The sequence below is a fragment of the Comamonas odontotermitis genome, from assembly GCF_014207855.1.
Lineage (GTDB): Bacteria > Pseudomonadota > Gammaproteobacteria > Burkholderiales > Burkholderiaceae_C > Comamonas > Comamonas odontotermitis_A.
The window spans coordinates 68767-94015 of sequence record NZ_JACHKZ010000006.1 but is presented as its reverse complement, the minus strand read 5'-3'; the positions used below and the strand labels follow the sequence as shown (position 1 = coordinate 94015).

Sequence of the window (25249 nt, the reverse complement as noted above, 5' to 3'; positions counted from 1 at the left end):
AGCCGCCGGGTTTTGATGGCGTTCTCAGCGCCGGCTCGGCCAGTCGAAAAAGGCGCGCACTTCTTCCTGGCGCGCCATGGTGTCGGCGCGCCCCAGCGCGATCAGTGCGCGGGTGTAACCGGGTTCGAACAGCAGGTAGCTGGCCAGCGCTGCACTGCCGATGCTGTGGTTGTGGACGGAGACGCCCATGGCTCCCAGCAGTGCGCGGACCGGTGTAGGCAGCTCTTGCAAGTGCGCCAGCGCAATGGCGTCCAGCGACTGCGAAGGCGTGAAGACCAGCAGATCCACAGGCCGCAAGGCGCTGCGCGCCTGTTCCAGCGGCGGAATCAGGCTCAGGGTGTGGTTGATGCGCTGGGCGCGCTCCACATCCAGCGAAAGCGCGTCCAGAAAGATAGTGGACAGCGCGTGCCCTGCCACCTGGGCCAGACTGGGGAAGGGCGGGTGCTCGCCTTGCGGCAGGTTCACCACTTCGTGCGAACGGCCCACGCCCACCACCACGATGCGTTGGGCGCCCAGGTGCACCGCAGGGGCCAGGGGGGCAGTCTGGCGCATGGCGCCATCGCCCAGGTAGTTGTATTGGCCGCGCACGTCCAGCTCGGTGGGCGGAAAGATGAACGGAATGGACGACGACGCCATCAGGTGCTGGTGTGTGATGCGGTCCTGAATGGCGCGGCGCTGCAGGCGCGACCAGCCGGGCACATGCGGGCCGGTCTCGTAGAAGGTGATGTGCTCTCCGGTGGTATAGCTGGATGCGGTGATGGCCAGCGCCGCCAGCTGGCCGCTGTGCAGCAGCTGCGGAATTTTTTCGAGCGGCAGCTCGGCCTGCAGCAATTGCAGCAGCGGCGTGTTGTCCAGCAGCGAGCGTGGTTTGCTGTGGTGCCAGCGGGTCAGCGCCCATCCCAGGGTCAGCAGGCTGAGCCAGCGCGCGCCGCTGCGCGCAACACCAAAGGCGTCGGCGCGGTAGACCTGGCTGGTTGAGAAGTTTCGCCATACGCGCGAGAGGCGCTGCACGGCCCGGTCGAAGTGGTCGGCGCCGCAGGCGAGGCCCGCGGCATTGATGGCGCCGGCAGAGGTGCCGACCGCAATCGGGAAGGGGGTGGGCGCATGGTCTTCCCCGGCGTTTTGCCGCAGGCGCGACAAGGCCTGGAGCACTCCCACCTGGTAGGCGGCACGGGCGCCGCCGCCAGACAGAACAATCGCGGTGAGAGCGTCATGCGGACTGTGGTGCAATGCGGTCGACATGGCGCCACGATAGCCGAAGTGAGAGAGCGGCGCTGGCAAGCACTGTCTTTTAGGTGCGCTGGTTGATCCGCAGGCGAGCTCGGAAACAAAAAACGCCTCTGGTTGAGGCGTTTTAAGGTGCTTGCATTGGCTAGGGCTGTGGCGTTTTGTGCAGAAGTGCCGCCAGCTCGTTGTTCTGTAGCACAGTAATTTTTTGATCGCGCGCAAACAAACGTGCGTTTTCACTCAAATCGCCCTGCAGCAAAACGTACGCGCAGGAGGCCCCTGCCTTTTGCGCGGCATCGTGCAGGGCGCGCAGGGGCTCGATGCCATGCACACCAGCCTTGCTGCGCTTGGTTTGTACCAGGGTCAGCTGGCCGTTGCGAGCGAGTTGAATGTCGGCATCGGGCTGCTGGCGCGTGGTGACGGTATAGCCTTCTGCCTGCCAGGCGCGTGTGAGCCATGCCTGCAGCTCGCGGGCGGGCAGGCTGGCGGCGCGGGCCAGCAGGGCTTCTGTAGCGGCGCTGCTGGGGGCGTTCCACTGCCGTTTGGCAGCCATGGCGCCGATCACGAAGAACGGCAGGCTGCCGGCAGCGCCTACAAATCGGATGTCCTTGGGCAGCAGCGCCAGGCACAGCAACACGATGATGGCCCCCACCACCACACTGATCCACCACGACGAACGCAGCAAAATCGCAAACACGGAGTTTTCGGCCATCTTCAGTTTCACGGGCGCAGCTCTTTCCATTCACAGACAGTGGTTTTCCGCACGGGCGGGCGAGGCTGTGATTGTCGCTGCTTCGCTATACTGATTGCTGTTTCAGGAATAGAAATTACGATGGCAGTTACACAACAGGCGCTGCTGGCCGCTTTGGCCAGTGTGCAGGATCCGCAAACGGGCAAGGATTTGGTGGCCACGCGCGCTGTGCGCAATGTGCAGATTGACGGCGGCGATGTGGCTTTTGATGTGGAATTGGGCTATCCCGCGCAAACCCTGTTTGCCGGTCTGCGCACCCGGCTGATTGCTGCGGCCAAGGCCGTGGAAGGCGTCGAGAACGTCTCCGTATCGATCTCCAGCAAGGTGGTGGCGCATGCTGCGCAGCGTGGCGTGCCGCTACTGCCCGGGGTCAAGAACATCATTGCAGTCGCTTCGGGCAAGGGCGGCGTGGGCAAAAGCACCACCACCGCCAATCTGGCGCTGGCGCTCGCAGCCGAAGGCGCGCGGGTGGGCGTCCTCGATGCCGACATCTACGGCCCCAGCCAGACCATGATGCTGGGCGTATCGGGCAAACCCGAGAGCACCGACGGCCAGACCATGGAGCCCAAGCAGAACCACGGCGTGCAGGTCATGTCGATCGGCTTGCTGGTGGACCAGGACCAGGCCATGATCTGGCGCGGCCCGATGGCCGTGCAGGCGCTGGAGCAGATGCTGCGCCAGACCAACTGGAATGACCTGGACTATCTGCTGATCGACCTGCCGCCCGGTACTGGCGATATCCAGCTGACGCTGAGCCAGCGTGTGCCGGTGACGGGGGCCGTCATCGTCACTACGCCGCAGGACATTGCCCTGCTGGACGCCAAGAAGGGCATCAAGATGTTCGAGAAGGTGGGCGTGCCCATTCTCGGTGTCATCGAGAACATGGCCATGCATGTCTGCAGCCACTGCGGCCATGTGGAACATATTTTTGGCGCCGATGGCGGCAAGCATATGGCGGCAGACTTCCAGCTCGATTACCTGGGCGCACTGCCGCTGTCGTTGCAGATCCGCGAGCAGGCCGACAGCGGCACGCCGACCGTGGTGGCAGCGCCCACCAGCGAAGCAGCTGGCATCTACCGCCAGGTAGCGCGCAGCATTGCCGTCAAGATTGCGCAGCAGGCCAAGGACTTTTCCAGCAAGTTCCCCACTATCACTGTCAGCAGCAATACCTGATGAACCTTCTGGCGGCCATGCGCTACCTGGCTGCGCTCAATGCGCATGGCCATTTTGCGCGGGCTGCCGAAGCCTGCCACATCACGCAGCCTGCGCTCTCGAATGCCTTGCGTGCACTGGAGCAGGAGTTCGGTGTAGCGATCGTTCGCCGGGGCCGTGTGTTTGCAGGATTGACGCCCGAGGGCGAGCAGGTTCTGCAGACCGGGCTCGAAATGCTGCAAAAAGAAGAGCTGCTGCGCCAGTCTTTGAGCGCGCAGGCGGGGCATTTGCAAGGCCACCTGCGCATGGCGGCCGTGCCCACCGCCATGCCCATGCTGGTGCGCTTTGCCACCATGCTGCGCAGCCAGCACCCTGGCGTGTTGCCGGTGCTGCATTCGATGAGCTCACCGGATATCGAGCGAGGGCTGGAAGCGCTGGGCCTGGATTTGGCGCTGGGCTACAGTGACCGCATCCGCAGCCCACGTACACAGTGCCTGCCGCAGTACCAAGAGCACTATTACCTGTTGCGCAAGCTGGATGGCGATCAGGCCGGTCTGCACTGGGACGAGGCCATGCCCTGGGCGCAGGCAGGCGAGCAGGCGCTGTGCCTGTTGACCCCCGACATGCACAACCGACAGATCGTGCAGCGCGCATTTGCCTGCGTGGATGTGCAGCCGCGCCCGGTGCTGGAGACCAATTCCGTGCAGGCGCTGTTGCAGGCGGTGCTGGACGGGGGGCTGGCCAGCATCGTGCCCGGAGCAGTGCTGGCCACGGTGCGCCACATGCCGGGCGTGCATGCTGCGCCGCTGGTGGATCCCGTAGTGCACAGCGAAGTCGCTTTCATCTACCAGCAGGCCCAGGCTGCCATGCCAGCCTTGCAGGCGGCACTGGCGCTGATGGCAATGCCAACCTGGCACACGCTGTGCCAGCACCATGCGGGCGCATTACAGCATTCTTGATTAAATTCGTTATTGGCACTTATCCTGCAAGGGCAGGCAGCTCACATTTTTATATTGAATGCCGGCATTGCGATAAGAAATTTGACCAAAGTCAATCGCGCGGCTGAAATGCGGGCATTCATTCACTGGCCCTGTCTGGTGGGACGCTTGCCATGCACGAACAAAAAATTGCCTTCTATGCGGGCCCTGCCGGGGGCTGGGGCGCTCTCAACAGCGTAAAAAATGCGCTGCTGCACCAGAACATAGCGCTCAAAGGGGCCAAGACGCTGCTGTCTGCCAACCAGCCCGATGGATTTGACTGCCCCGGCTGTGCATGGCCTGATCGCAACCATGCATCGACCTTCGAGTTCTGCGAGAACGGTGTCAAGGCCGTGGCGGCAGAGGCCACCGCCCGTCGCGCAGGCCCCGAGCTTTTTGAGCGGTATACCGTGCAGGAGCTGGCTGCGCACAGCGACTACTGGCTCGAAGACCAGGGCCGCCTCACGCATCCGATGGTGTATGACGCGACAAGTGACAAATACCAGCCGATTGCCTGGGACGAAGCCTTTGTCATCATCGCCAGGCACCTGAATGCGCTGCCGGATCCGAACCAGGCGATCTTCTACACATCGGGCCGGGCCAGCAACGAGGCGGCGTTTCTGTACCAGCTGTTTGTGCGGCAATACGGCACCAATAATTTCCCCGATTGCTCCAATATGTGCCATGAGCCCAGCGGCACGGCGATGCGCGAACAGATCGGCGTCGGCAAGGGCACGGTCGAGCTGGCTGATTTTGAAAAGGCGGACGCCATCTTCATCTTTGGCCAGAACCCGGGCACCAACCACCCACGCATGCTGGGCGAGTTGCGTGCTGCGCACAAGCGCGGTGCACGCATCGTCAGCTTTAACCCGCTGCGCGAGCGCGGGCTGGAGCGTTTTGCCGATCCGCAGGACAAGCTGGAGATGGCAACTCTGGGCTCAACGCCCATCAGCACGCATTATTTTCAGTTGCGCATTGGCGGTGATCTGGCGGCTGTTACCGGCATGGTTAAGCATGTGCTGGAGCAAGAGGCGGCAGCGCATACAAGTGGGGCTCCAGGCGTGCTCGACCACGCCTTCATCGCCGAGCACACCATGGGCCTGGAGGCATTGGCTGCCAGCGTGCAGGATGCAAGCTGGGCAGAGCTGGAAGCCATGTCGGGCCTGACCGAAGCGCAGATGCGCGCGGCTGCAGATGTATACCTCGGGGCGCCCAGCGTCATCGCCTGCTGGGGCATGGGCATTACGCAGCATGCGCATTCGGTGGCCACCATCCAGATGATCACCAACCTGCTGCTGTTGCGCGGCCACATCGGCCGGCCGGGCGCAGGGCCCTGTCCCGTGCGGGGCCACAGCAATGTGCAGGGCGATCGAACCATGGGTATCTGGGAAAAGCCGTCTGCCACCTTGCTGGACCGCCTGGGCGATGTGTATGGCTTTGAGCCGCCGCGCGCGCATGGCGTCGATGCGGTAGAAGCCATTGCCCTTATGCGGGATGGCAAAGGCAAGGTGTTTTTTGCGCTGGGGGGCAATTTTGCAGCCGCGACGCCGGACACGGTCGCCACCTGGCAGGCACTGCAGCGCTGCGATCTGACGGTACATGTCACCACCAAGCTCAATCGCAGCCATGTGGTGCATGGGCGGCAGGCGCTGATCCTTCCATGCCTGGGGCGCACTGAAATCGATCTGCAAAACGGCAGGGCGCAGGGCGTGACGGTGGAAGACTCGATGAGCATGGTGCACATCTCGATGGGCATCAACCCGCCAGCGTCCGAACACCTGCTCTCCGAACCTGCGATCATTGCCCGCCTGGCGCATGCGACGTTGGGGGCGCGCAGCCAGGTGGACTGGCTGGCGCTGATGGGGGACTATTCCCTGATCCGCGACGAGATCGAGAAGGTCTTCCCGGATTTTGCCCGCTTCAACCAGCGCGTGGCGGTGCCTGGCGGCTTCCGTCTGCGCAATACGGCCAGCGAGCGGCTGTGGGCTACCGCCACGGGAAAGGCAACTTTCCAGGCCCATGCACTGCCCCGCAATACGCCGCTGCAACGGGCTCGTGAGCGCTCGCCGGGGCAGCGCGTCTTCACCTTGCAGAGCACACGCTCGCACGACCAGTACAACACCACGGTCTATGGCATGGATGACCGTTACCGGGGCGTGTTCGGCCAGCGCCGCGTGCTGTTCATCCATGCAGAAGACATCCGCGAGTTGGGCATGCGTGACGGGGACTGGGTCAACATCCGTACTGTGTGGAACGACGGCGTGGAGCGCCGGGCGGACGGATTCAAGCTGGTGGCCTACGATACGCCACGCGGCAATCTGGCGGCTTACTATCCCGAGACGAATCCGCTGGTGCCCCTGACGGCGGTGGCAGAGCGTGCGGGCACGCCTACTTCCAAATCGATTCCGGTAGTGCTGGAGCGCGCTGCGACCGCCCATGACGTCGCTGCCTGACACCTTGCCCCTGGCCGCCCGGATTCTGCTTGCCCTGGCGGATCTGCAGGATGCCCCGGGGGCAGAGGTTTCGCTGCCGCGCCTTGCCAGGCATCTGGGCGCCAGTGCGAGCGTGCTGATGCGGGAGTTGAGCCTGATGGGCGATGTGGCCCTGGGCGTCAATGCCAGTGCCGGGCCGGGTTGGGTAAAGGTGCGGCAGGCCGATAACCGCTGGCTGGTGAGTCTGGCGCTCTCGGGCCGTGCGCTGGCTGCGGGGTTGCAGCAAACCCGATAGTCAGGGGTGGTTCAAGGCGAGGCGAAAGCTCCCGGGCGGGGTGAGGGTGCTGAATTTTTCATCGAGCAGCCATTGCCTGCCGGGCATCAGCAGAAAGTCTTCGCAGTTGGGCGCATTGCAGCGCTGGCTCTCCACCAATTCCAAGACCACAGCGTCTTCCGTGGCCTTGTCGGTGGAGCGGCCATGGACACGTACCGCCGCCACACGTCCTTGCGCGTCCCACTCAGCAATGGCTCCGCGCAGCAGCACGCGCGACCAGTCGCCGCGTGTGCGTCTGGCCGGTTGCACCACCGCCTCGGTGGCGGTGCGGGCGGCAGCCATGCGCACAGCCACCAGAATGACCTGCTTGTCAAAGCGGAAGGGGTTTTTCTCCAAGGCTTCCAGCGAGACCAACTGGCCCGCGCCAGTCTTCTTGGCAAAGGCATGGATGCGGTCCCGGTTGGCCTGCAGGTCTTTGGCGTCCTGCTGGTCTTGCTGCAGACGGGCCTGTTGTTGCGAGGCTTCATTGCGATAGCTGGACCATTCGGGAGGCTGCTTGCGCAATTGCTTCGTGGCTTGAACCACGCCGCTGGGAATATTGCCATTGGAATCTGGCGACCAGTCGCCGCCCCGCTGCAGGCTGACACGCAGAAAGCCGCCTTTGACGGCCGCAGCGCCATCCGGGCACAGGGATTGCCAGTGTGCATAAGCCCGGTCGAGCCAATCCCGCGCCAGGGCGTCGTCGGCCAGGTTGCCGTTGGCCGATACCTGCAGCCCCAGAGGCTGGCAGGCCGACGCAGGCAGCTTGCCTTCCACGCGGCTTTCCGCCCACAGGCGACCCGGTTGCGCCCCTTGGGGTGCGGGCATGGAGCCCATATCGAGCAGGACACGGGTGTTGTCCACGCGGCGGGCACCAACGGTGTGCTTGTTCTCCAGAAAAACACCCTGGCTGAATCGGCCCTTCCAGGTGGTGGGCGGTGCATCGGGTGCGTGGCGCAGTTGCCAGCTGGCGGTGCCCTGGCCTTCGGCGAGGCCATTCTTGCATCCACCTTCGTAGCGGTAGATGTAGTCGCTGGTGCGCATGATGCCGGCAACTACCACTTCGCAGCTGCCACTGGCAACGCCTTCTGGCGCAGCGTATGCAGGCTGCATTGCGCAGGCGGCGGCCAGGTACCAGGCGCTCCACCCCAGTGCGGACGACGCAAGAATTCTGAAGTTGGTGTTGATGGCTCTCATGGGTGCTCCCTCAGGGCTTGGCGGCAATTGCCTCTGGGTGGAGCTGATTATGCATAGGCTGGCAAGGCGCGCCACAGACGGAGGGCCTTGGCTCAGTGCCGTTGCTTGCGCGTCAGTTTGGTTTGGTACATCTGGGCATCGGCCTGCTGAAGGGCGGAATCCGGTGTGCATTGGCCAGGAGCCACAGCAACAATGCCGACGCTGGCGCCGCCATAGGGCAGCACCAGCTCAGGCCCAAGCTGCAACCCAGGGGACAAGGTGCTCGAAAAGATTCGCAACTGCGTCTCGTGGAGAGCTGCTGCCGGGTCGGTCAACAGCGGGGGGCCCAGGCCGGCAAATACGAATTCGTCGCCGCCCAGGCGGGCTACAAGGTCTGAGCCGCGGACAGCGCCTTGCAGCTGCTGCGCGATCAGCTGCAAAAAGTGATCGCCTGCCTCATGGCCGTGCCGGTCGTTGATGGCTTTGAAGCCGTCCATGTCGATCATCGCCACCAGTACATGGCATTGCTGGCGTGCTGCCAGTTCCAGCAGTTGTGCCAGTTGCTCTGCCATGGCGCGGCGGTTGGGCAGCCCGGTCAATGCGTCGGTGCTGGCCAGGCGCAGCAGGGCGGCGTTCTGGGTCTGCACGGTGGCCAGCAGCTGTTCGCGCTCCACCTGCTGGGCAATCAGGTGGGCAAACAGGCGCATCACATCCTGCGCTTCCAGGGTAATGGGCAGTGCATGCGCGCTGGCAGCGCACAGGGTGCCAAACAGCGCACCATTGGCCATCCGCACGGGTGTGCTGGCATAGGTGTGAATGCCCAGTGCCCGCGCCGCCTGCGAATCGCCCCAGATTTCGCTGACATCGGCGCTGTAGGGGCATTGCTCTTCCAGCGCGCGCTTGCACAGGGTGTCTTCCCACGCGACGCTCAGGCCTTCAGGAATGTACAGGCGCTGGGTATTGCTGGCATACAGCACATGCTGCATTCCTTCGTTCAGGTCGATATGGGTCAGGTACGTCGACTCGAGCTGGGTGAGTTTTTGCAGCATCTCCAGCATGGGGCGGGCCAGATCCTCGAGTTTGTGTGCCTCTGAGACAGTGTGGGCCAGTTGTGAAAGCAGCGTATCCATGGCATGAAACTCTAGACGGCAAGCGTGTTGCATATCGTAACTGGCTTGTGCGGCTGTTCAAAGGCCCTGCGCCCCTGCATGAAATAGCGGCGTTCCCTCGCAAGCGAGATTCTGGATTTCCCGGCGCAGGGACTGGTTGTGTGCCTCGGATGCCCGCCGCTTGCAGGGGATTAGCGTGCATCAGTTATGTTTCGGCCATGGGACACAAGATTTTCGGACTCGGATGGCGCAACCTGGTGCGTGACTGGCGCGCGGGTGAGTTGCGTTTGTTGTTGGTAGCCGTGGCGTTGGCGGTGGCTGCCTTGACTTCGGTTAGTTTTTTCTCTGACCGATTGCAGGCTGGACTGCAGCGCGATGCGAGCCAACTGCTGGGTGGCGATGTAGTCATCGTCAGCGACAACCCGACGCCTGCTGCGTTCTCGCAAAAGGTAGCGCAGCTGGGTTTACAGGGCGTGGCGACGGTGAGCTTTCCGACCATGGGGCGGGCCGCTGACGCGGATGGCGGCGAGACCCGCCTGGTAGGGCTCAAGGCCGTGCAGGACGGTTATCCATTGCGTGGCCGGGTGCGTGTTGCGCAGGCGATCGATGGAGCCGACGCACCTGCAGAGGGGATTCCCGCGCAAGGCGAGGTCTGGGTGGATGCCAGTCTGCTGGAGGCATTGGGCCTGCGCATGGGTGCATCGCTGTGGCTGGGGGACCAGGCATTCAGGATTGGCCGCATCATCTCCATTGAGCCAGACCGGGGCGCCGGGTTTCTGGGCTTTGCGCCGCGCGTGATGATGCGCTGGAGTGATTTGCAGGCGACCGGCCTGGTGCAGCCGGCCAGCCGTCTGGTGTATCGCTATGCCGTGGCCGGTGCGCCGGATGCCACAGCCCAGTTCCTGCAGTGGGCGGAGCAGCAGGTAGCAGCTCCGGACAGCCATGGCGTGCGGGTGGAGTCGTTGCAAAGCGGCCGCCCGGAGATGGAGCAGACGCTCAATCGTGCGCAGAAATTCCTGAATCTGGTGGCCTTGCTGGCTGCCTTGCTCTCTGCCGTGGCTGTGGCGTTGGCAGCTCGCACTTTTGCCAATGCACACCTGGGCAGCGCCGCGCTGATGCGCGTGCTCGGTCTTTCGCAGCGCGCTATTGCTGGCTCCTATCTGGTGGAGTTTTTTGCAGTGGGGCTGGCCGCCAGCCTGATTGGCGTCGCTTTGGGTTTTGCCATGCACTACCTGTTCATCGGCTTGATGGCCGGGTTGCTTGCGGTGGAGTTGCCGGCTGCGAGCGCCTGGCCGATTGGCGTGGGGCTGGGCATGGGCATGACTTTGCTGTTGGCTTTTGGCCTGCCGCCGGTGTTGCAGTTGGCCCAGGTTCCACCGCTGCGGGTGCTGCGGCGTGAGTTGGGCGCCATGCGACCGGCGTCGGCCTCGGTGTTGCTGGTGGGCATGGCTGGTTTTGCTGCGCTGCTGATGCTGGTGAGCGGTGACTGGGCGCTGGGCGGTATTGCCGTTGGCGGCTTTGCCGCAGCCGTGCTGGTGTTCGCGCTGCTGAGTGCAGTGGCAATTGCCGTGCTGCGCCGCTGCGTGCATGAGGCAACCGCGCCGCAGTGGCTGGTGCTGGCGACGCGCCAGGTGGCGGCGCGGCCTGCGTTTGCGATGGTGCAGATCAGCAGTCTGGCTGTAGGCCTGATGGCTCTGGTGCTGCTGGTGCTCTTGCGTACCGACCTGATCCAGACCTGGCGGCAGACGACGCCGCCCGATGCGATGAACCGTTTTGTGATCAATATCATGCCGGATCAGTCCGATGCCTTCCGTGCTGCCTTGGCCAAGGCGGGTATCAGCAAGGTGGATTGGTACCCGATGATTCGCGGCCGCCTCATTCAGATCAACGGCAAGGCCGTAGGGCCGCAAGACTATACCGAAGACCGTGCCAAGCGCCTGGTGGACCGGGAGTTCAACATCTCCAACAGCACCGACCTGCAAGAGCACAACCAGGTGGTGCAGGGCCGCTGGGTGGCGGGCGATGTGCAGGGCATCAGCGTGGAAGAGGGCATTGCCAAGACCTTGGGCCTCCAGCTGGGCGACCGTCTGCTGTTCGACATGGGCGGCGTGAAGCGCGAGAGCACCATCACCAGCTTGCGCAAGGTGGATTGGGGATCGATGCGCGCGAACTTCTTTGTCATGTACCCGCTGGAGCACGTGGATGATGTAGCCGTGACCTATCTGGCTGCCTACCGCGCGCCTGATGTAGCGGGCTTTGACAATGCGCTGGTGCGTGAGTTTCCCAATATCACCAATGTCGATTTGCGCGCTACGGTGGCGCAGCTGCAGCGGGTGCTGGACCAGGTCATCCGGGCAGTGGAATTCCTCTTTGGTTTCACGCTGGCGGCGGGCCTGGTGGTTCTGTTTGCCGCGATCACCGCAACGCGCGAGGAGCGGGCGCGGGAGTTCGCCATCATGCGCGCGGTGGGCGCGCGCGCGCAGTTGCTGCGCCAGGTGCAGCGCGCCGAGCTGGCGGGCGTGGGTTTGCTCGCAGGCGTTCTGGCCAGCGTGGTGGCCGTGGCCATAGGCTGGGCGCTGGCTCGCTACGTGTTCGACTTTGCCTGGACGCCTCGCTGGTGGGTGCCGCTGGCCGGTGGCGCCTGTGGCGCAGTTCTGGCCCTGCTGGCTGGCTGGTGGGGGTTGCGCGAAGTCCTGCGTCGGCCTGTGGTGGTGACTTTGCGCGAGGCCGCGGAATAGGCATTGCGCAGTATCGTTTTGATAGCTGCTGGCGCTCGTACATCAAGCGCTGGCGGTATATTTCATCTTAGTTGAATTGGCTGCTATATGGAAATTGAAGAAAAGCCCCCTTTTGATACGCCGTTTGAATGGATTGGCGGCGAGCCTCAGGTACGGGCCCTGGTGGATCGCTTTTACGATTTGATGGATCTGGAGCCAGGCTATCGGGACCTGCGGGCCACCCATGGCAGCAGCCTCGATGATGCGCGCGACAAACTGTTCTGGTTTCTGTGCGGATGGCTGGGCGGGCCCGATCATTACATCAGCCGCTTTGGCCACCCGCGCCTGCGGATGCGGCATATGCCGTTTTCCATCGGTATTACCGAGCGTGACCAGTGGCTGGCATGTATGAATCAGGCCATGGGCGATGTGGGGGTCGACGAAACGCTGCGTGCGCGTCTGCAGCAGAGCTTTTTCCAGACTGCGGACTGGATGCGTAACCGGGGCGTTTGATGAATTTTGCTACACATCAACGTCTTCGATAAAAAAATGAATGAAAAGATATAAAAGTAACAAAATGCAGAAAACCTGATATTTCTCAAGTGTGAATTTTTTTGTTTTCAGGTGCGCATGGCTCCATAATGGCCTCACCAAAAATATAGAGGATGGGTGAGGGAACATGAACACAACCTGGATGGTGGTGGCAGCGGTATTGGCCGTGCTGATCGTGTGGGGCATCATGGTGTACAACCGCTTGATGGAATTGCGTAACCGCACCACCAACGCATTGGCGCAGATCGATGTGCAGCTCAAGCGCCGTTACGATCTGATTCCCAATCTGGTATCAGTCGCCAAAAAATACCTCGAGCATGAATCGCAGACGCTTGAAGCAGTCATTCGCGCGCGGGGGCAGGCCCAGGCAGCAGCTGCTGCATTGCGCACCGCCCCCGGCAAGCCGGAGGTGACGCAGGCCATGGTGGCCGCAGAAACCGCGTTGGGTGGCGCACTGGGCCGCTTGATGGCGGTGAGCGAGAGTTACCCGGAGTTGAAGGCGGACGCCACCATGCGCTCGCTCAGCGAAGAACTCAACAGTACGGAAAACCGCATTGGCTATGCTCGCCAGGCCTATAACGACCAGGTTCTGGAGTTCAATAACGCCTCCAAGGCGTTTCCGGCGGTTGTGGTGGCGGCTCTGCTGGGATTTCCTGCGTTGCCGATGCTGCAGTCCACGCAGAGCGCGCAGGAGCGCGAAGCCATTCGTGTTCAATTTTGATGGCTGCTGGCGCGCTCCGGTTGTGCGCTGCGGCCCAAAAATCTCTCAAATCTTGCAGCGATGAAGTTCTGGGATTTCCAGGCCGACGCACGGCGCAGCACCAAAGGCCTCCTCGGGGCCTTTTTGCTATTGGTGCTGGGCATCGTGGTGTCGGTGCATCTGGGGCTGGCCCTGGTGTTCTGGACTCCGGCACTGGTGATGGTGGCCACTACGCCGCTGACGCTGGAGCAGGCCGCAGTTACCTACCCCACCGGCTTTCTGGCCACCAATGTCGGTTTGGTCACCCTGATGGTGCTGGGCGGTGCCTGGATCAAGCGTGACAACCTCAGGCAGGGCGGTCTGCATCTGGCAAGGCAGCTGGGCGCGCGTGAAGCGCGGCCCGCGCTGTCGCATGCGGAGCAGCAGTACGCCAACATCGTGCAGGAGCTGTGCATTGCCGCCGGTGCCCGGCTGCCGCAGGCCATGGTGCTCCCGCGCGATATGTCTCTCAATGCCTTCGCTGCCAGCTGGGAGGCCAAGGATGCGGTCATCGTGGTATCCATGGGAGCGCTGGAATACCTGAGCCGGGATGAGTTAAAGGGCGTGGTGGCGCATGAGCTGTCTCACCTGCACGAAGGTGATACGCGGCTCAATATGGAGCTGGCGGGCTACGTGTTTGGCCTGGAGATGCTGTTCAACTATGGTGAGGAATGGTCTGAACGCGGTGTGCCTGTTTTCGGCTGGCCATTGATGGCCGTGGGCTGGCTAGGCTGGTTGGCCGGTCAGGCACTCAAAGCGGCTGTGTCGCGTCAGCGCGAATACCTGGCCGACGCCCAGGCGGTGCAGTGGACACGCAACCCCGACGGCTTGGGCCGTGCACTGCGCAAGGCCCTGTGGCAACAGGACCACGCGCACGAAGCAGCGGCCATGCACAGCCTGCCCGGCATGCGCCGCGGCGCCGGCTTGCACTCGCCCCTGATTGCGCACATGCTGCTGGTGGATGTAGAGGACAGCGATGCACTGCACGATGCCTGGCACCTTGGTGGCGCAGATTGGCTGGCCTCGCACCCCCGTCTGGAAGAGCGCATCGCCCGCATCTATGGACAAGAGCAGGATGCCCTGCCGCTGCAGGAGGAGCACCAGCGCTGGGTGAATCCATTCTCCGCGCCCCTGCCGCTGGCCAAACCCGAGGGCTGAGCTTCTGTCGCTAGGATTTTCTGGAACTGCGCAACTGTGCTGCCCAGAGAGCGACCTGCTCCATCACCGGATCGGGTGCAGGCATCTGCGCAGACTCTTGCGCCAGCTTTTGCATCTGCAGCAAGGCATCGGCTACGGCTACCGCGCTGCTATTGGTTTGTGATGGTCTTAGCAGTACGACCAGCGCTCCTGCACCACCTTCGGCAGGGCGTGCCTGCACAAAAGCCAGCACTTCGTTTTTCTGCACCAGCCAGCTGTGGACGCGGCCCTTGAGCACCGGCATGCGCCCGGGCGAACCCAGGCCCTTGCCGTGCACCACGCGCACGCAGCGCAAGCCCTGGCGGTGCGACTGGCGGATGAAGTTGCCCAGTGCCTCGCGTGCCTCGTCGGTCCGCATGCCGTGCAAATCGATCTGGCGCTGGATGCTCCAGTGCCCTGCGCGCAGCTTGTGCACCACATCGCGGCCAATGCCTCTGCGACGAAAGCTCAACTGCTCGTCGGTGTCGAGCAGTGTGCTGGCATCGAATTCATCGCTCATGGCCTCGATCAGCACGCGTTCTTCATCCGCCCAGTGCTGCAGTGGCAGTGGGTCGGGGGGGACATTGTCCTGGGTGACGTGGTTGTTGTGCGGCAATGGGCGCACGGCTCCCACCGCCCTGCGGAAAAGCTCGCGGTCGCGCTCTGCTTGACGAAGTGCCTGCTGGCGAGCCTGCTCCTCGGCCTTGCGTTGCGCAGCCTGCTCGCCTGCCAATGTGGCAAGAGCCTTGCGCAACTGTTTCCAATCCTTGAGAGATGCAGCCGCTGCTGCTTTCTCCTGTTTGCTCACATCTCACCTTCCTCGGCCATCGACAACGTGGCGCCAGGCGCAACGATGATATGGTCCAGCACACTCACATCCACCAGCGCCAAAGCGGCCTTCAGGGTTTGCGTCAGTTGCCGGTCGGCTGGGCTGGCCGCTACCTGACCGCTGGGGTGATTGTGCGCCAAAATCACGGCCGAGCAGTGGTGGTGCAGTGCGCGCAGCACCACTTCTCGCGGATAGACGCTGGTCTGGCTCAGGGTTCCCCGAAAGAGCTCTTCCAGCGCAATCAACTGATGGTGGCAATCCAGAAACAGCACGGCAAACACTTCATGCTGCTTGTGGGCCAGATGCAGCTGCAGATACGCTTTGACTGTGGCTGCGCCGTCCAGCACGGTGCGTTGTTGCAACTGCTGGGCCATGGCGCGGCGCGCCAGCTCCAGTACTGCCATCAACTCGGCCCGCTTGGCAGGGCCCAAACCCTTGACTTCGCGCAAGTCGGCGTCGCTGGCTTGCAGCAGTCCTGACAAACCACCAAAACTGCTTCTGGATTGAGCGGTGCGAGGAGCCAGCAACTCGCCCGCCCATTGAAGAACGCCTTTGCCTGCCATGCCGGTGCGCAGCACAATGGCCAGCAGCTCGGCATCTGTCAGGGCGCTGGGGCCGCGTGCCAGCAACTTTTCGCGTGGCAGGCTGTCAGGGGGCAGGTCTTTCATGGGCAAGCGGAGTTGGTTTTGGTGCAGGGTTTCACCCTACAACCTACAATACGAACCAGTTTATAGGGATTTGCATGACTACTCCGATGGCCCCCGTGACGCCGCTGCCTGCCGATGCGCCAGTGGTACAACCCGGATCGTTTCTGACCTTGCATTACCGCCTGGCCGGCCCGGCGGGCGATGTGATCAATACCTTCGATGGCAAGCCCGCCACTTTGTCGCTGGGCATGGGCGAGCTCTCGCCTGAGGTCGAAAACCTGCTGCTGGGCCTGCCAGAGGGTGCGCACACCACCTTCCATGTGCCCGCTGGCGTTGCCTTTGGCGAACGCAATCCCGACATGGTGCAGTGGGTGGCTCGCAAGCTGCTCAATGAGCTGGGCGATCCGATGGAGCAGTACACCCAGGGCGACGTAGTGCAGTTCCCTACACCGGATGGCAGTGGCACCTATGCGGGCGTGGCCCTGCAGGTGCGCGACGATGGTGCTGTGCAATTTGACTTCAACCACCCGCTGGCGAGCCAACCGGTGACGTTTGAAGTCAAGCTGATCGGGGTGCTTTGAGCATGCTGCGGCCGCAAGAAATCGTTCTGGCCGAACCGCGCGGCTTCTGCGCGGGGGTGGATCGGGCCATCGAGATCGTCGAGCGCGCGATCGAGAAATTTGGCGCGCCCATCTATGTGCGCCATGAAATCGTGCACAACACCTACGTGGTGAACGATTTGAAGGCCAAGGGCGCCATCTTCATCGAAGAGCTGGATGATGTGCCTCCGGGTGCGACCCTGATCTTCTCCGCCCATGGCGTCAGCAAGGCGGTGCAGCAGGAGGCCGAGCGCCGGGGGTTCAGCATTTTCGATGCAACCTGTCCGTTGGTGACGAAGGTGCATGTCGAGGTTGCCAAGCTGGCTAAGGAAGGCTATGAGTTCATCATGATCGGCCACAAGGGGCATCCCGAGGTCGAAGGCACGATGGGTCAGCTGTCCGAAGGCATTCACCTCGTGGAAGACGTGGCGGATGTGGCCAGGGTCAACCCCGGGCAGACCGAAAAGCTGGCCGTGGTGACGCAGACGACCCTGAGCGTGGATGATGCCGCTGAAATCACTGCTGCCGTCAAGGCACGCTTTCCGCAGATACGCGAGCCCAAACAGCAGGATATCTGCTATGCCACGCAGAACCGGCAGGATGCCATCAAGGTGATGAGCCAGCAGGTGGATCTGGTGATCGTGGTGGGCAGCCCCACCAGCTCCAACAGCAACCGCCTGCGGGAGCTGGCCGTCAAGCTTGGAACACCCGGCTACATGGTGGATAACGCCGATGAATTGAAGCCGGAGTGGTTTGACGGCATTGCCCGTGTGGGCCTCACCGCTGGCGCCTCGGCTCCCGAAGTGCTGGTTGGGCAGGTGATCGACCGTATCAAGGAACTGGGCGCCGTCAGCGTGCGCAAGATGGATGGCATTCAGGAGACCGTCAAGTTTCCGCTACCCAAAGGCTTGAAGATCGATGTGGGTGGGCTCGAAATCTCCGCCCGATCCCCGGAGACGGGGCACTGAAGAAACTATCAAATTCGTAGCTGCCAGCGCTCCTGAAAAGGGCGATAGCGGCCAAAAAACACTAAAAAATTTCCGGTCAAGGGCCGCCCACCGGTCCGCCACCGCGAATTGCCAAGAATTCCAAGAGGACACCATGCTCGATATTCAGCTACTCCGCAAAGACCTGGACGCGGTCGTCGCACGACTGCAGACCCGCAAGAACCCCCAGGCTTTTTTGAACGTTGACGCTTTCAAGACGCTGGAAGCGGAGCGCAAGACCATTCAGACCCGTACCGAAGAGCTGCAAAGCAAGCGCAACCAGCTGTCCAAGCAGATTGGCATGCTGATGGGTAAGGGCGAGAAAGACGCCGCCGAAGCTGCCAAGGGCGAAGTGGCTGCCATGAAGACCGAGCTGGAGCAATCGGCTGCGCGTCTTGACCAGATCCAGGCCGAGCTGCAGGCCATGCTGGTGGCCGTGCCCAACCTGCCGCATGAATCGGTGCCCGTGGGCGCCGATGAGGGTGGCAATGTGGAAGTGCGCCGCTGGGGTACGCCCAAGGCTTTTGATTTCGAGATCAAGGACCATGTGGACCTGGGCACGCCGCTGGGGCTGGATTTTGAATCGGGCGTCAAGCTGGCCGGTTCGCGCTTTACGGTGATGAAGGGCCAGATCGCTCGCCTGCACCGCGCGCTGGCGCAGTTCATGTTGGATACGCAGACCGGCGACCACGGCTACACCGAGTGCTATGTGCCCTACATCGTCAACAGCGATTCGCTCAAGGGCACCGGCCAGTTGCCCAAATTTGAGCAGGACCTGTTTGCTGCCAAGAAGGGCGGCCAGGATGCAGAGCCTGTGCCCGATACCTCGGCGCTGTACCTGATCCCGACCTCTGAAGTGCCGCTCACCAACCTGGTGCGCGACGAAGTGCTGGCCGAAGACCAGTTGCCCATCAAGCTGACCGCGCACAGCCCATGCTTCCGCTCGGAAGCCGGATCGGCGGGCCGTGACACGCGCGGCTTGATTCGTCAGCACCAGTTCGACAAGGTGGAGATGGTGCAGATCGTCCATCCCGACAAGAGCTATGAAGCCCTGGAAGAGATGACCACCCACGCCGAGCATGTGCTGCAAAAGCTCGGCCTGCCTTACCGGGTGATGAGCCTGTGTACCGGCGACATGGGTTTTGGCGCCGCCAAGACCTATGACCTGGAAGTGTGGGTGCCCGCCCAGAATACCTACCGCGAAATCAGCTCGGTGAGCAACTGCGAGGCCTTCCAGGCCCGCCGCATGCAGGCCCGCTTCAAGAATGCGCAAGGCAAGAACGAGCTGGTGCACACCTTGAATGGTTCGGGATTGGCCGTGGGCCGCACCCTGGTGGCTGTGCTGGAAAACTGCCAGAACGCCGATGGCTCGATTACCGTCCCGGAAGTCCTGCGCTCGTACATGGGTGGCGTGGCCGTGCTGAAGGTGTAGGCCTTTTTAGCCTGCCCACCAATCCGTAAAGCCGGTGCAGCGATGCACCGGCTTTTGCTTTGTGTGATGTTGGCCGGAGGGGCAGTGCGGTGGCGCCGAAGCTGGTGCACGGCACCACAGCCCTCCCGGTCATGCCAGCGCCAGACGCGCCTCTCCCCACTTGGGCATGAAAAACAGGCGCGGGCGCTGCAGCTGCGCAGTCCAGGCGCTGTAGGTTCGCTCTGCGATCTGGTGCAATTGGTTGATATGCATGGGCAACTGCGCCAGTATCTGCGCCCTGGTCTGCACGGCTGGGCCACCCGCTTCGCGCAGCTCGGGCTCGCCTTCGTCACACCAGTTACGCACGCTCTGGGCTGTGACTTCCAGATGGCCCTGAAAAGCCCAGTGCGGGCCATGCACAAAGCCTTTGTTCAGGCAGTGGCTGCCGTACATGGTGCGGGTGGCGCCCTGCGGAATCTCAAAGGTGTCGTAGTGCCAGTTGAAGAGGGTGGCCTGCGCCGGCAAATCCATGCGCGCCTGCGCGTGCGGGGTGACCCAGACGCGGCTCCACCCGATATTGGCGCAGGGGTTGCGCCATACGCGCGCACCCATGGCGCGGGCCAGCATCTGCGCGCCAAAGCAGTGGCCGAGCACGGGCACGCCACCCGCCAGCGCGCTTTGCAGCAGGCAGTGTTCTTGCTCGATCCAGCGCAGCTGCTCATTGGCGCCGTGGTTGCTGCCGAGTACGACGATGCCGCAGTAGTCATGCGCATGCAGTGGAGCGCTGCCCTCGTCGCAGGGCGCAATCAGTGCGCAGCAGATGCCGCGCTGCCGCAGATGATCGAGCAGTACGCCGGGGCCTTGCGAGGTTTCATGCTGGAGGATGGCAACAGGTTTCATACATGGAGGCTTGGGACGCAAGCCCTTGGTGGAGATGCCTCCAATGTAGAAAAACTGCCGTTTAGCGCACATCTAGACTGCGCAGGATGCTATCAAGATTGCATAAAGGTACCGACCGAAGTCCCGCAAGCAAGGTAGGCCTTGCGTTGCAGGCGGAGTGCGTCACGGTCGATGCTGGCGTGCAGCAATTCCATGTCTGCAGCGCACACGCCCGACTGTTCAAAATGCGCGTGCCATCCATCCACCACTTGGGCTACCTGCTGAACCAGTGCTAGGGCGCGTTGCTTTTTGATGCCGAAGTCATTGATTTCAGTCAGTGCGTTTTCGACAGAGGATTCCGCCCCCATGCGGCCCACGGCCATTGCCTGGTAGCCCAGGTTCTGCAAGCTGGGTAGCATGTCGTAGGCGGGTGTCAGGTCGTAGTAGCCATCAGCCAGATTCAGGCTGATGCTGTGATTGCGTTCGTGGTCGTCGGTGTTGTCCGTCAGGATATTGAACACCATGCGTTTGAACAGCTCTTCGCGCATGGCCGCTTGCCGCTCGGGATGGCCCATGCGCAGCAATATGGTGGCCAGGGCGCTGTAGCTCTCGGGCAGGTTTGCGGCACGCAGCGCGGTTTTGGCAGACAGGCAATGCACACGGTACGGGCCTGCACGGTCAAAACGCGCAATGGTGAGCGCATGCCGTGCCTTGCCGTAACGTGGGGGTAGCGGCAACACGCCCGTGGCTGCCGACTGGATGCCTGCTTTGGCGGCAAGAGTCATGGTGGCGTGTTCGATCAAAGGCGTATCCACCGGATCGTCCAGCTCGCCGAACTTGATGACACAGGTGCCTTGTTCTGACTGCAGCAAGGCCTTGGGGCGCGCACCGCCCAGGGTGACGCCGGGCTGCACCAGGCGCTGAATGTCGGGCGTGATGGGGGCCTGGGTCTGCACGTCTTCCACTGCTGCTGCCAGCTGGGCCACATCCTGCAGGCGGGGGTAGGGGCCGAGTGCGCGTGGAATGTATTGGTCTGCCGAGACAGAAACACCCAATGCCCCAAAACGGTCATCTCCGGCAAACAGCAGCATTTCCAGAATCGACAGCCGGGCGGGCCGGTCGATATGCCGGATGATGCGTTCGCCCCAGCGGTCGGGGCGGGCGTCATCTATCGCCCCGGGGGCGCTGGCCGACTCGCCTGCACTGAAAAGCTGGCTGGCCACCATGGGCAGGTCTTCGCTGAGTGGAAAGTTCCACCATTGCGGTGCATAGCTGAAAGTGGCGCAATCGGCCACCAGCTGTGACAGGCCCAGCTCACCTACCAGCACAGGTGCTGCGGGGTTCACCAAGGCCCATACATACAACTGGTCCTGGGGCCGGTAGCCGCGGGCGGTAATGCTGCGTTCAGCCATCGCGCTTCTTGTTGGTGGGGCCGGCCATCAATGCCGCCAGGCCCTGGGCCGTGGACCAGGCTTTGGCGGGCTCTGCCACGCGGATGGGGGGCTGGCTCGTGGCCGGGCTGGCTGCAGGGCGTTTGCGTGCCCCTGGCGCTGAGTAGGTCGAGCTTGTGGGCCTGCATTTGACGCGAACCCTGGACACTTCCTTTTCCAGCGCCACATGGTCATTCAGGGGTGCCACCAGATCGGCCAGACCTTGGGCCTGGTTGATCAGCCACATGCACATCACGTACGAGGCCATGGCAACAGAGGGATCCCCGCGCTCAATGCGAGCCATGGTGGGCTGGGAGATTCCGAGTTTCTTTGCCCACTGCGCCTGCGATTCGCCACGGCGCTTTCGCGCAATGGCGATGTTGTGCGCCAGCTGCTCAATCTGCTGGAGCACCGCGTGGGGATAGTCGGCAGGTGATGTGTTTTGGCGGGGCATTCATAGATATTACTGCTTTCTCAAATTTTTGCATATCTATGAATATATTATTCTGATTGCACGTGCTGTTGTAGGAGGTTGGAGCAAAATATGATGGGATTTATTCATAAAAGATAGATTTATGGCTTAATTAATTCTTCTATGAATAAATTGACTCCATTGTGTCACGCGATGGCGGGGCACAGTGCTCAGTGCGCTATCAAGGAGAAGTGCTTGGGCAATTTTTGATGATCGGCCAGTCGCTGCGGCCGCATCGTCTGTCACGGCAGTCCAAAGTACCAGCAAGCGGCAGCGGCCAGCCCCGCAAGCACCAGCCCTGCGAGTGCAAGCAGGCCGGTAGATGCGCCTTGCACGCGGCCTGGCTCGTAACCCGGCTGTTGCCATGCTGCGCCGGGTGTGGGGTGAGTGCTACTGGTGGGTGAGGCAGCATGGCTTTCGCGGTAGTCGGCCTGCCACTGCTGCGGGTCGCCAGATTCAATGCGGTCCTTGGCTTCTTTCAGGCCCATGCCGGTCGCGTCCTTGAGCAATTTGATTGCCACCAGCTTGTCGCCTCGGGCGAGCGCTGCCTCGATGGCCGGAGCCAACTGCTGGCGAGTCGCGCTGTCCACGGTGGCGTGCTCGCCATCCAGCATGTCTTCCAGCATGTTTTTGGCCTCTGCCAGGCCCATGCCGGTCGCTTCGCGCAGCTGTTTGATGGCTTGTACCTTGTCTCCGCGCCGCCAAGCGGCTTCGATGTCGGGCCGGATGTGAGATGTCATGATCGGTTGTTTGCTATCAAATGAGGAGCTTTTTGTACAGAAATATGCGCTACAGGCTGGTTTCATCCAGAGATCTCGAAGTTCACCAATATCGAGGGTTGTAAAAATATACACAGGCTCTTGTCATCCCCCGGCGGGCCCGCACGTTAGAGTCTCGTCCGTTTCATTTTGAAGGAGTCTGCGCCATGTGGAAGCTCGGTCGCCTGCTGACGATGTTTCGCAAGGAATTACTGCTTGCCTGGGCGGTGCTGCGTGATCCGCGTGCGCCCAAGCTCGCCAAGCTGGTAACAGTACTGGCGGCGCTGTATGTGATCAGTCCCATTGATCTGGTCTCGGACTTTATCCCCGTACTTGGCTGGCTGGATGACGGCGTGATCGCATATCTGCTGCTGCAGCTGGCCTGGAGGTTCTTGCCAGAGGAGTTGCTGGCTTCGCTGCGCGCGCGTGTGGAGGCGCGAACCGCATCTGCGCGTTGAGTTTTCTCCATTGGCTACTTTTTAATGGCAAATTGCGCCCGCCAGTAAAGCGCCAAGGCCTGTTGAGTGACTCAGCAGGCCTTTTTGATGGGTTTCCGTCTGTGCAGGTTCAGACCGGTGTCCAACCTTTGGGAACCCGCGGCTTATCGATCTTGGCCAGCTCGCACACCACATCAGCCATGCCGGAGAAATCGATGCTGCCATGCTGGCTGGCACGCGCCAGGCTGTAGCTTTCGTGCACGGCAGCGGCTACGGGCATGGGCACCTTTGCGGCGTGCGCGGCGTTCACTACCAGCGACATGTCCTTGTGAGCCAGGTCGATCGTAAAGCCGGGCGTGGTGTCACCCACCAGCACCTTGTTGGCAAAGTTCATGCGCAACTGTCCATTGGTAGCGGAGGTGCCCAATAGCACCTGCAGGGTTTTGGTGATGTCCAGCCCAAAGCGCTGCGACAGGGCCAGCGCCTCGGCGTTCACCTGTGTCAGGCTGACGGCTACGTAATTGTTGACCAGCTTGGTGCGGCCTCCCGTGCCTACCGGGCCGCAATGGTGTGTAGTGGTGCCCATGGCATCCAGAAGCGGTTTGACCCGCGCAAAATCTGTATCGCTCGCGCCCACCATGAAGAGGGATTCACCCCGATCCGCATGCTCGGCAAGGCGGCCCACGGGCGCGTCCACCACCGAAAGGCCCTTGGCCGCAGCGAGCCGCGCCAGCTTGTCGGTTGCCAGTGGATCGATGGTGCTCATATCCATCAAAATGGTGCCCGGCCTCGCATTGGCAAAAATGCCATCGGCTGCCAGTGCCAGCTGTTCCACCTCCACCGAAGATGGCAGCATGGTGACAACAATGGAGCAATTCCGTGCAATATTGGCCACCGGCGCGGGTTCAGCACCCATGGCTGCCAGGTCGTCCACCGCAGTCTGGTTCAGGTCATGCACCTTCAGCACAAATCCCTTTTTTATCAAATTGGCAGCCATGGATTTGCCCATGCGCCCCAAGCCGATAAAGCCGATCTTGTCTGCCATTGCGTATCTCCTTGTTGCTGTGGTTGCATGATGCGGGAGCGACGCCGCTTGTCCCTGTCAAAAACAAGACAGTGCATAGAGGCGCCTGGTAGGTTGCACAGATGCGCGGTAAAGCGCGGGGACGCCTACAGGTTCTTACACGCTGGTGTGGGGTTTGCAAACTTCCACATTTGCAGCGGCAGCCTTCGTGCTACGGTAGCCACCCTGGGCGGGAACGGGCCCGTCAACCCAATGGAAAGGATCGACACCATGAAGAAACTTGCAATTTCCGCCTTCTTGCTGGCAGCGCTGGGCGGCGCGGGCTTTGCTGCCCAGGCTTCGGGGCTGGGCGATGCGGTCAAGGGCCAGTTGAGCGGTGCTGCAGGCTCCAGCGGCAGTTCATCATCGGCGGCTTCTGCGCTGAGCGGTGCACTGGGTGGTGGCGACGCATCGTCGCTCTCGACCCTGGGTCTCGCGGGCTCGGGCACGGCAAGCAATGCCGCAGGCGTCATCACCTACTGCATGAAGAACAACTACCTGAACGCTGACAAGGCCGCGCAGATGAAAAACCAGTTGCTCGGCAAGATTGGCCTGGGCCAGAAGGAAGAACCCAAGGACGAGGGGTATGCCAGCGGGCTGGCAGGCATGATCAAGGGCGCCAATGGCCAGTCGTTCAGCCTCGACAGCATCAAGGGCAAGGCCAAGGAAAAGGCCTGTGATTTGGTGCTCGACAATGCCAAGTCGCTGCTGTAAGCCAGGGTAACCGTGGGGCACGGGCCACGGAGAAAGCAGCCAGCAGGTCTTAAACCGTGCTGGCTTTTTTCATGGTGCCGCCGCATGATCCATAGCGAGTCCAATAGCGAGTCGGCTTGGAGATGCAGGTGGCAATCCAGACAGAGGCGGTACCCATGAAATTCGAATCGGTCTCTCCCATCTTTTCGGTCACAGATCTGCCGCAGTCGATAGACTTTTATCGGCGTGTGCTCGGATTTGGAATCGCCTGGTCCTGGGGCGATCCCCCGGATATTGCTGCCGTTTGCCGCGATTCGGTGGAAATCACGTTGATTCAGCGCGCAGGGGCCAGCCCTGCGGGTGCTTCGCATATCTACCTGCGGGTTTCTGAAATAGATACCTGCTACCAGGGCATCGTGAACGCTGGCGCCAGGATTGTCGTTCCTTTGCAAGACCGCCCGTATGGCATGCGCGATTTTCGGATAGCCGATCCCAGTGGCAATGAGTTGTCCATCGGGCAGGTCATTGCCGGTGCGCATGGGGCATAGGTACTGGGCTGCCAAAGGGGAGCCCAAGGAGAGTTTTTCGGATGGTGAAAAGGCACTTGCCGTGCCAGCAGGCTTGGGGTGCTTTGCTTTTTGCCTACAATGCTTGCTTTCGGCTGGCTTTGCCCGCCGCTTTGGCGTGCCCGCCGTTGGGAAGCGCGTGCTTCTCCGGCCTTTCT

24 protein-coding genes and 1 pseudogene are annotated in these 25249 nt (G+C 62.1%); 14 read left to right on the top strand and 11 right to left on the bottom strand.

What is annotated here, in order from left to right; translation table 11 throughout:
• Positions 1–24: 24 nt before the first annotated feature.
• Both HNP33_RS06810 and HNP33_RS06805 read right to left on the bottom strand, forming a co-directional pair.
• Positions 25–1242 (bottom strand): patatin-like phospholipase family protein, encoded by a 1218-nt coding sequence (locus HNP33_RS06810; RefSeq protein WP_184706660.1) that lies wholly within the window; start codon positions 1240–1242, stop codon positions 25–27.
• Between the two features lie 130 nt (positions 1243–1372).
• Positions 1373–1951: a restriction endonuclease gene (locus HNP33_RS06805; RefSeq protein ID WP_184706662.1), complete on the bottom strand. Its 579-nt coding sequence runs from the start codon at positions 1949–1951 to the stop codon at positions 1373–1375.
• 108 nt (positions 1952–2059) lie between these two features.
• On the opposite strand from HNP33_RS06805, the gene apbC reads away from it, so the two are divergent.
• From apbC to HNP33_RS06785, 4 genes are all read left to right on the top strand, one after another.
• Entirely contained in the window at positions 2060–3151 is a 1092-nt protein-coding gene (apbC, locus tag HNP33_RS06800) for an iron-sulfur cluster carrier protein ApbC (protein WP_184706664.1), read from the top strand.
• Positions 3151–4089, top strand: a complete 939-nt coding sequence (locus tag HNP33_RS06795) for a LysR family transcriptional regulator (RefSeq protein WP_184706666.1) — start codon at positions 3151–3153, stop codon at positions 4087–4089. The genes apbC and HNP33_RS06795 overlap by 1 nt, the downstream gene beginning before the upstream one ends.
• Positions 4090–4241: 152 nt before the next feature.
• On the top strand, positions 4242–6560 hold the full coding sequence (locus HNP33_RS06790; RefSeq protein ID WP_184706668.1) for an FdhF/YdeP family oxidoreductase: 2319 nt from the start codon (positions 4242–4244) through the stop codon (positions 6558–6560).
• On the top strand, positions 6544–6834 hold the full coding sequence (locus HNP33_RS06785) for a hypothetical protein (protein ID WP_184706670.1): 291 nt from the start codon (positions 6544–6546) through the stop codon (positions 6832–6834). Before HNP33_RS06790 ends, HNP33_RS06785 begins: the two co-directional genes overlap by 17 nt.
• Here the strand turns inward: HNP33_RS06785 and HNP33_RS06780 are convergent, their stop codons facing one another.
• Entirely contained in the window at positions 6835–8049 is a 1215-nt protein-coding gene (locus tag HNP33_RS06780; RefSeq protein ID WP_184706672.1) for a hypothetical protein, read from the bottom strand.
• Between the two features lie 92 nt (positions 8050–8141).
• Positions 8142–9158, bottom strand: coding sequence for a sensor domain-containing diguanylate cyclase (locus HNP33_RS06775; RefSeq protein ID WP_184706674.1), 1017 nt, complete (start codon positions 9156–9158; stop codon positions 8142–8144).
• A 197-nt stretch (positions 9159–9355) separates the two neighbouring features.
• Between HNP33_RS06775 and HNP33_RS06770 the strand changes: the two genes are divergently transcribed.
• From HNP33_RS06770 to HNP33_RS06755, 4 genes are all read left to right on the top strand, one after another.
• Positions 9356–11875, top strand: a complete 2520-nt coding sequence (locus HNP33_RS06770) for an ABC transporter permease (RefSeq protein WP_184706676.1) — start codon at positions 9356–9358, stop codon at positions 11873–11875.
• Between the two features lie 87 nt (positions 11876–11962).
• Complete coding sequence (locus tag HNP33_RS06765; RefSeq protein WP_184706678.1) at positions 11963–12367, top strand: group II truncated hemoglobin; 405 nt, start codon at positions 11963–11965, stop codon at positions 12365–12367.
• Between the two features lie 166 nt (positions 12368–12533).
• The gene (locus HNP33_RS06760) at positions 12534–13127 is read left to right on the top strand and encodes a LemA family protein (protein ID WP_184706680.1); all 594 of its coding nucleotides are present in this window, start codon (positions 12534–12536) and stop codon (positions 13125–13127) included.
• A 60-nt stretch (positions 13128–13187) separates the two neighbouring features.
• Positions 13188–14303, top strand: a complete 1116-nt coding sequence (locus HNP33_RS06755) for a M48 family metalloprotease (protein ID WP_184706682.1) — start codon at positions 13188–13190, stop codon at positions 14301–14303.
• 157 nt (positions 14304–14460) lie between these two features.
• Here the strand turns inward: HNP33_RS06755 and HNP33_RS06750 are convergent.
• Positions 14461–15129 (bottom strand): annotated as a pseudogene (locus HNP33_RS06750) (Smr/MutS family protein); the annotation flags it as partial.
• Entirely contained in the window at positions 15126–15824 is a 699-nt protein-coding gene (radC, locus tag HNP33_RS06745) for a RadC family protein (protein WP_184706686.1), read from the bottom strand. The gene radC and the pseudogene HNP33_RS06750, both read right to left, overlap by 4 nt.
• A gap of 68 nt (positions 15825–15892) precedes the next feature.
• On the opposite strand from radC, the gene HNP33_RS06740 reads away from it, so the two are divergent.
• From HNP33_RS06740 to serS, 3 genes are all read left to right on the top strand, one after another.
• Positions 15893–16378: an FKBP-type peptidyl-prolyl cis-trans isomerase gene (locus tag HNP33_RS06740; protein WP_233464416.1), complete on the top strand. Its 486-nt coding sequence runs from the start codon at positions 15893–15895 to the stop codon at positions 16376–16378.
• A gap of 2 nt (positions 16379–16380) precedes the next feature.
• Positions 16381–17364, top strand: a complete 984-nt coding sequence (gene ispH, locus HNP33_RS06735) for a 4-hydroxy-3-methylbut-2-enyl diphosphate reductase (RefSeq protein WP_184706688.1) — start codon at positions 16381–16383, stop codon at positions 17362–17364.
• Between the two features lie 133 nt (positions 17365–17497).
• Positions 17498–18814, top strand: coding sequence for a serine--tRNA ligase (gene serS / locus HNP33_RS06730; RefSeq protein ID WP_184706691.1), 1317 nt, complete (start codon positions 17498–17500; stop codon positions 18812–18814).
• A gap of 129 nt (positions 18815–18943) precedes the next feature.
• On the opposite strand, the gene HNP33_RS06725 is transcribed toward serS, so the two are convergent.
• The 4 genes from HNP33_RS06725 to HNP33_RS06710 form a co-directional block, all read right to left on the bottom strand.
• Positions 18944–19693, bottom strand: coding sequence for a type 1 glutamine amidotransferase (locus HNP33_RS06725; protein WP_184706693.1), 750 nt, complete (start codon positions 19691–19693; stop codon positions 18944–18946).
• Between the two features lie 92 nt (positions 19694–19785).
• Complete coding sequence (locus tag HNP33_RS06720) at positions 19786–21084, bottom strand: type II toxin-antitoxin system HipA family toxin (protein ID WP_184706695.1); 1299 nt, start codon at positions 21082–21084, stop codon at positions 19786–19788.
• On the bottom strand, positions 21077–21556 hold the full coding sequence (locus HNP33_RS06715; protein WP_184706697.1) for a helix-turn-helix transcriptional regulator: 480 nt from the start codon (positions 21554–21556) through the stop codon (positions 21077–21079). The genes HNP33_RS06720 and HNP33_RS06715 overlap by 8 nt, the downstream gene beginning before the upstream one ends.
• 260 nt (positions 21557–21816) lie before the next feature.
• On the bottom strand, positions 21817–22314 hold the full coding sequence (locus tag HNP33_RS06710; RefSeq protein ID WP_184706699.1) for a ribosomal protein L7/L12: 498 nt from the start codon (positions 22312–22314) through the stop codon (positions 21817–21819).
• Between the two features lie 185 nt (positions 22315–22499).
• Between HNP33_RS06710 and HNP33_RS06705 the strand changes: the two genes are divergently transcribed.
• Positions 22500–22790, top strand: coding sequence for a YkvA family protein (locus HNP33_RS06705; protein ID WP_184706701.1), 291 nt, complete (start codon positions 22500–22502; stop codon positions 22788–22790).
• Between the two features lie 109 nt (positions 22791–22899).
• Here HNP33_RS06705 and HNP33_RS06700 read toward each other — a convergent pair whose 3' ends face one another.
• Positions 22900–23814: an NAD(P)-dependent oxidoreductase gene (locus HNP33_RS06700; protein ID WP_184706703.1), complete on the bottom strand. Its 915-nt coding sequence runs from the start codon at positions 23812–23814 to the stop codon at positions 22900–22902.
• 249 nt (positions 23815–24063) lie between these two features.
• Here HNP33_RS06700 and HNP33_RS06695 point away from each other — a divergent pair, with 249 nt between their 5' ends.
• Both HNP33_RS06695 and HNP33_RS06690 read left to right on the top strand, forming a co-directional pair.
• Positions 24064–24546 (top strand): DUF2501 domain-containing protein, encoded by a 483-nt coding sequence (locus tag HNP33_RS06695; RefSeq protein ID WP_184706705.1) that lies wholly within the window; start codon positions 24064–24066, stop codon positions 24544–24546.
• A 155-nt stretch (positions 24547–24701) separates the two neighbouring features.
• Positions 24702–25073: a VOC family protein gene (locus tag HNP33_RS06690; protein WP_184706707.1), complete on the top strand. Its 372-nt coding sequence runs from the start codon at positions 24702–24704 to the stop codon at positions 25071–25073.
• The last annotated feature ends 176 nt before the right edge of the window (positions 25074–25249 follow it).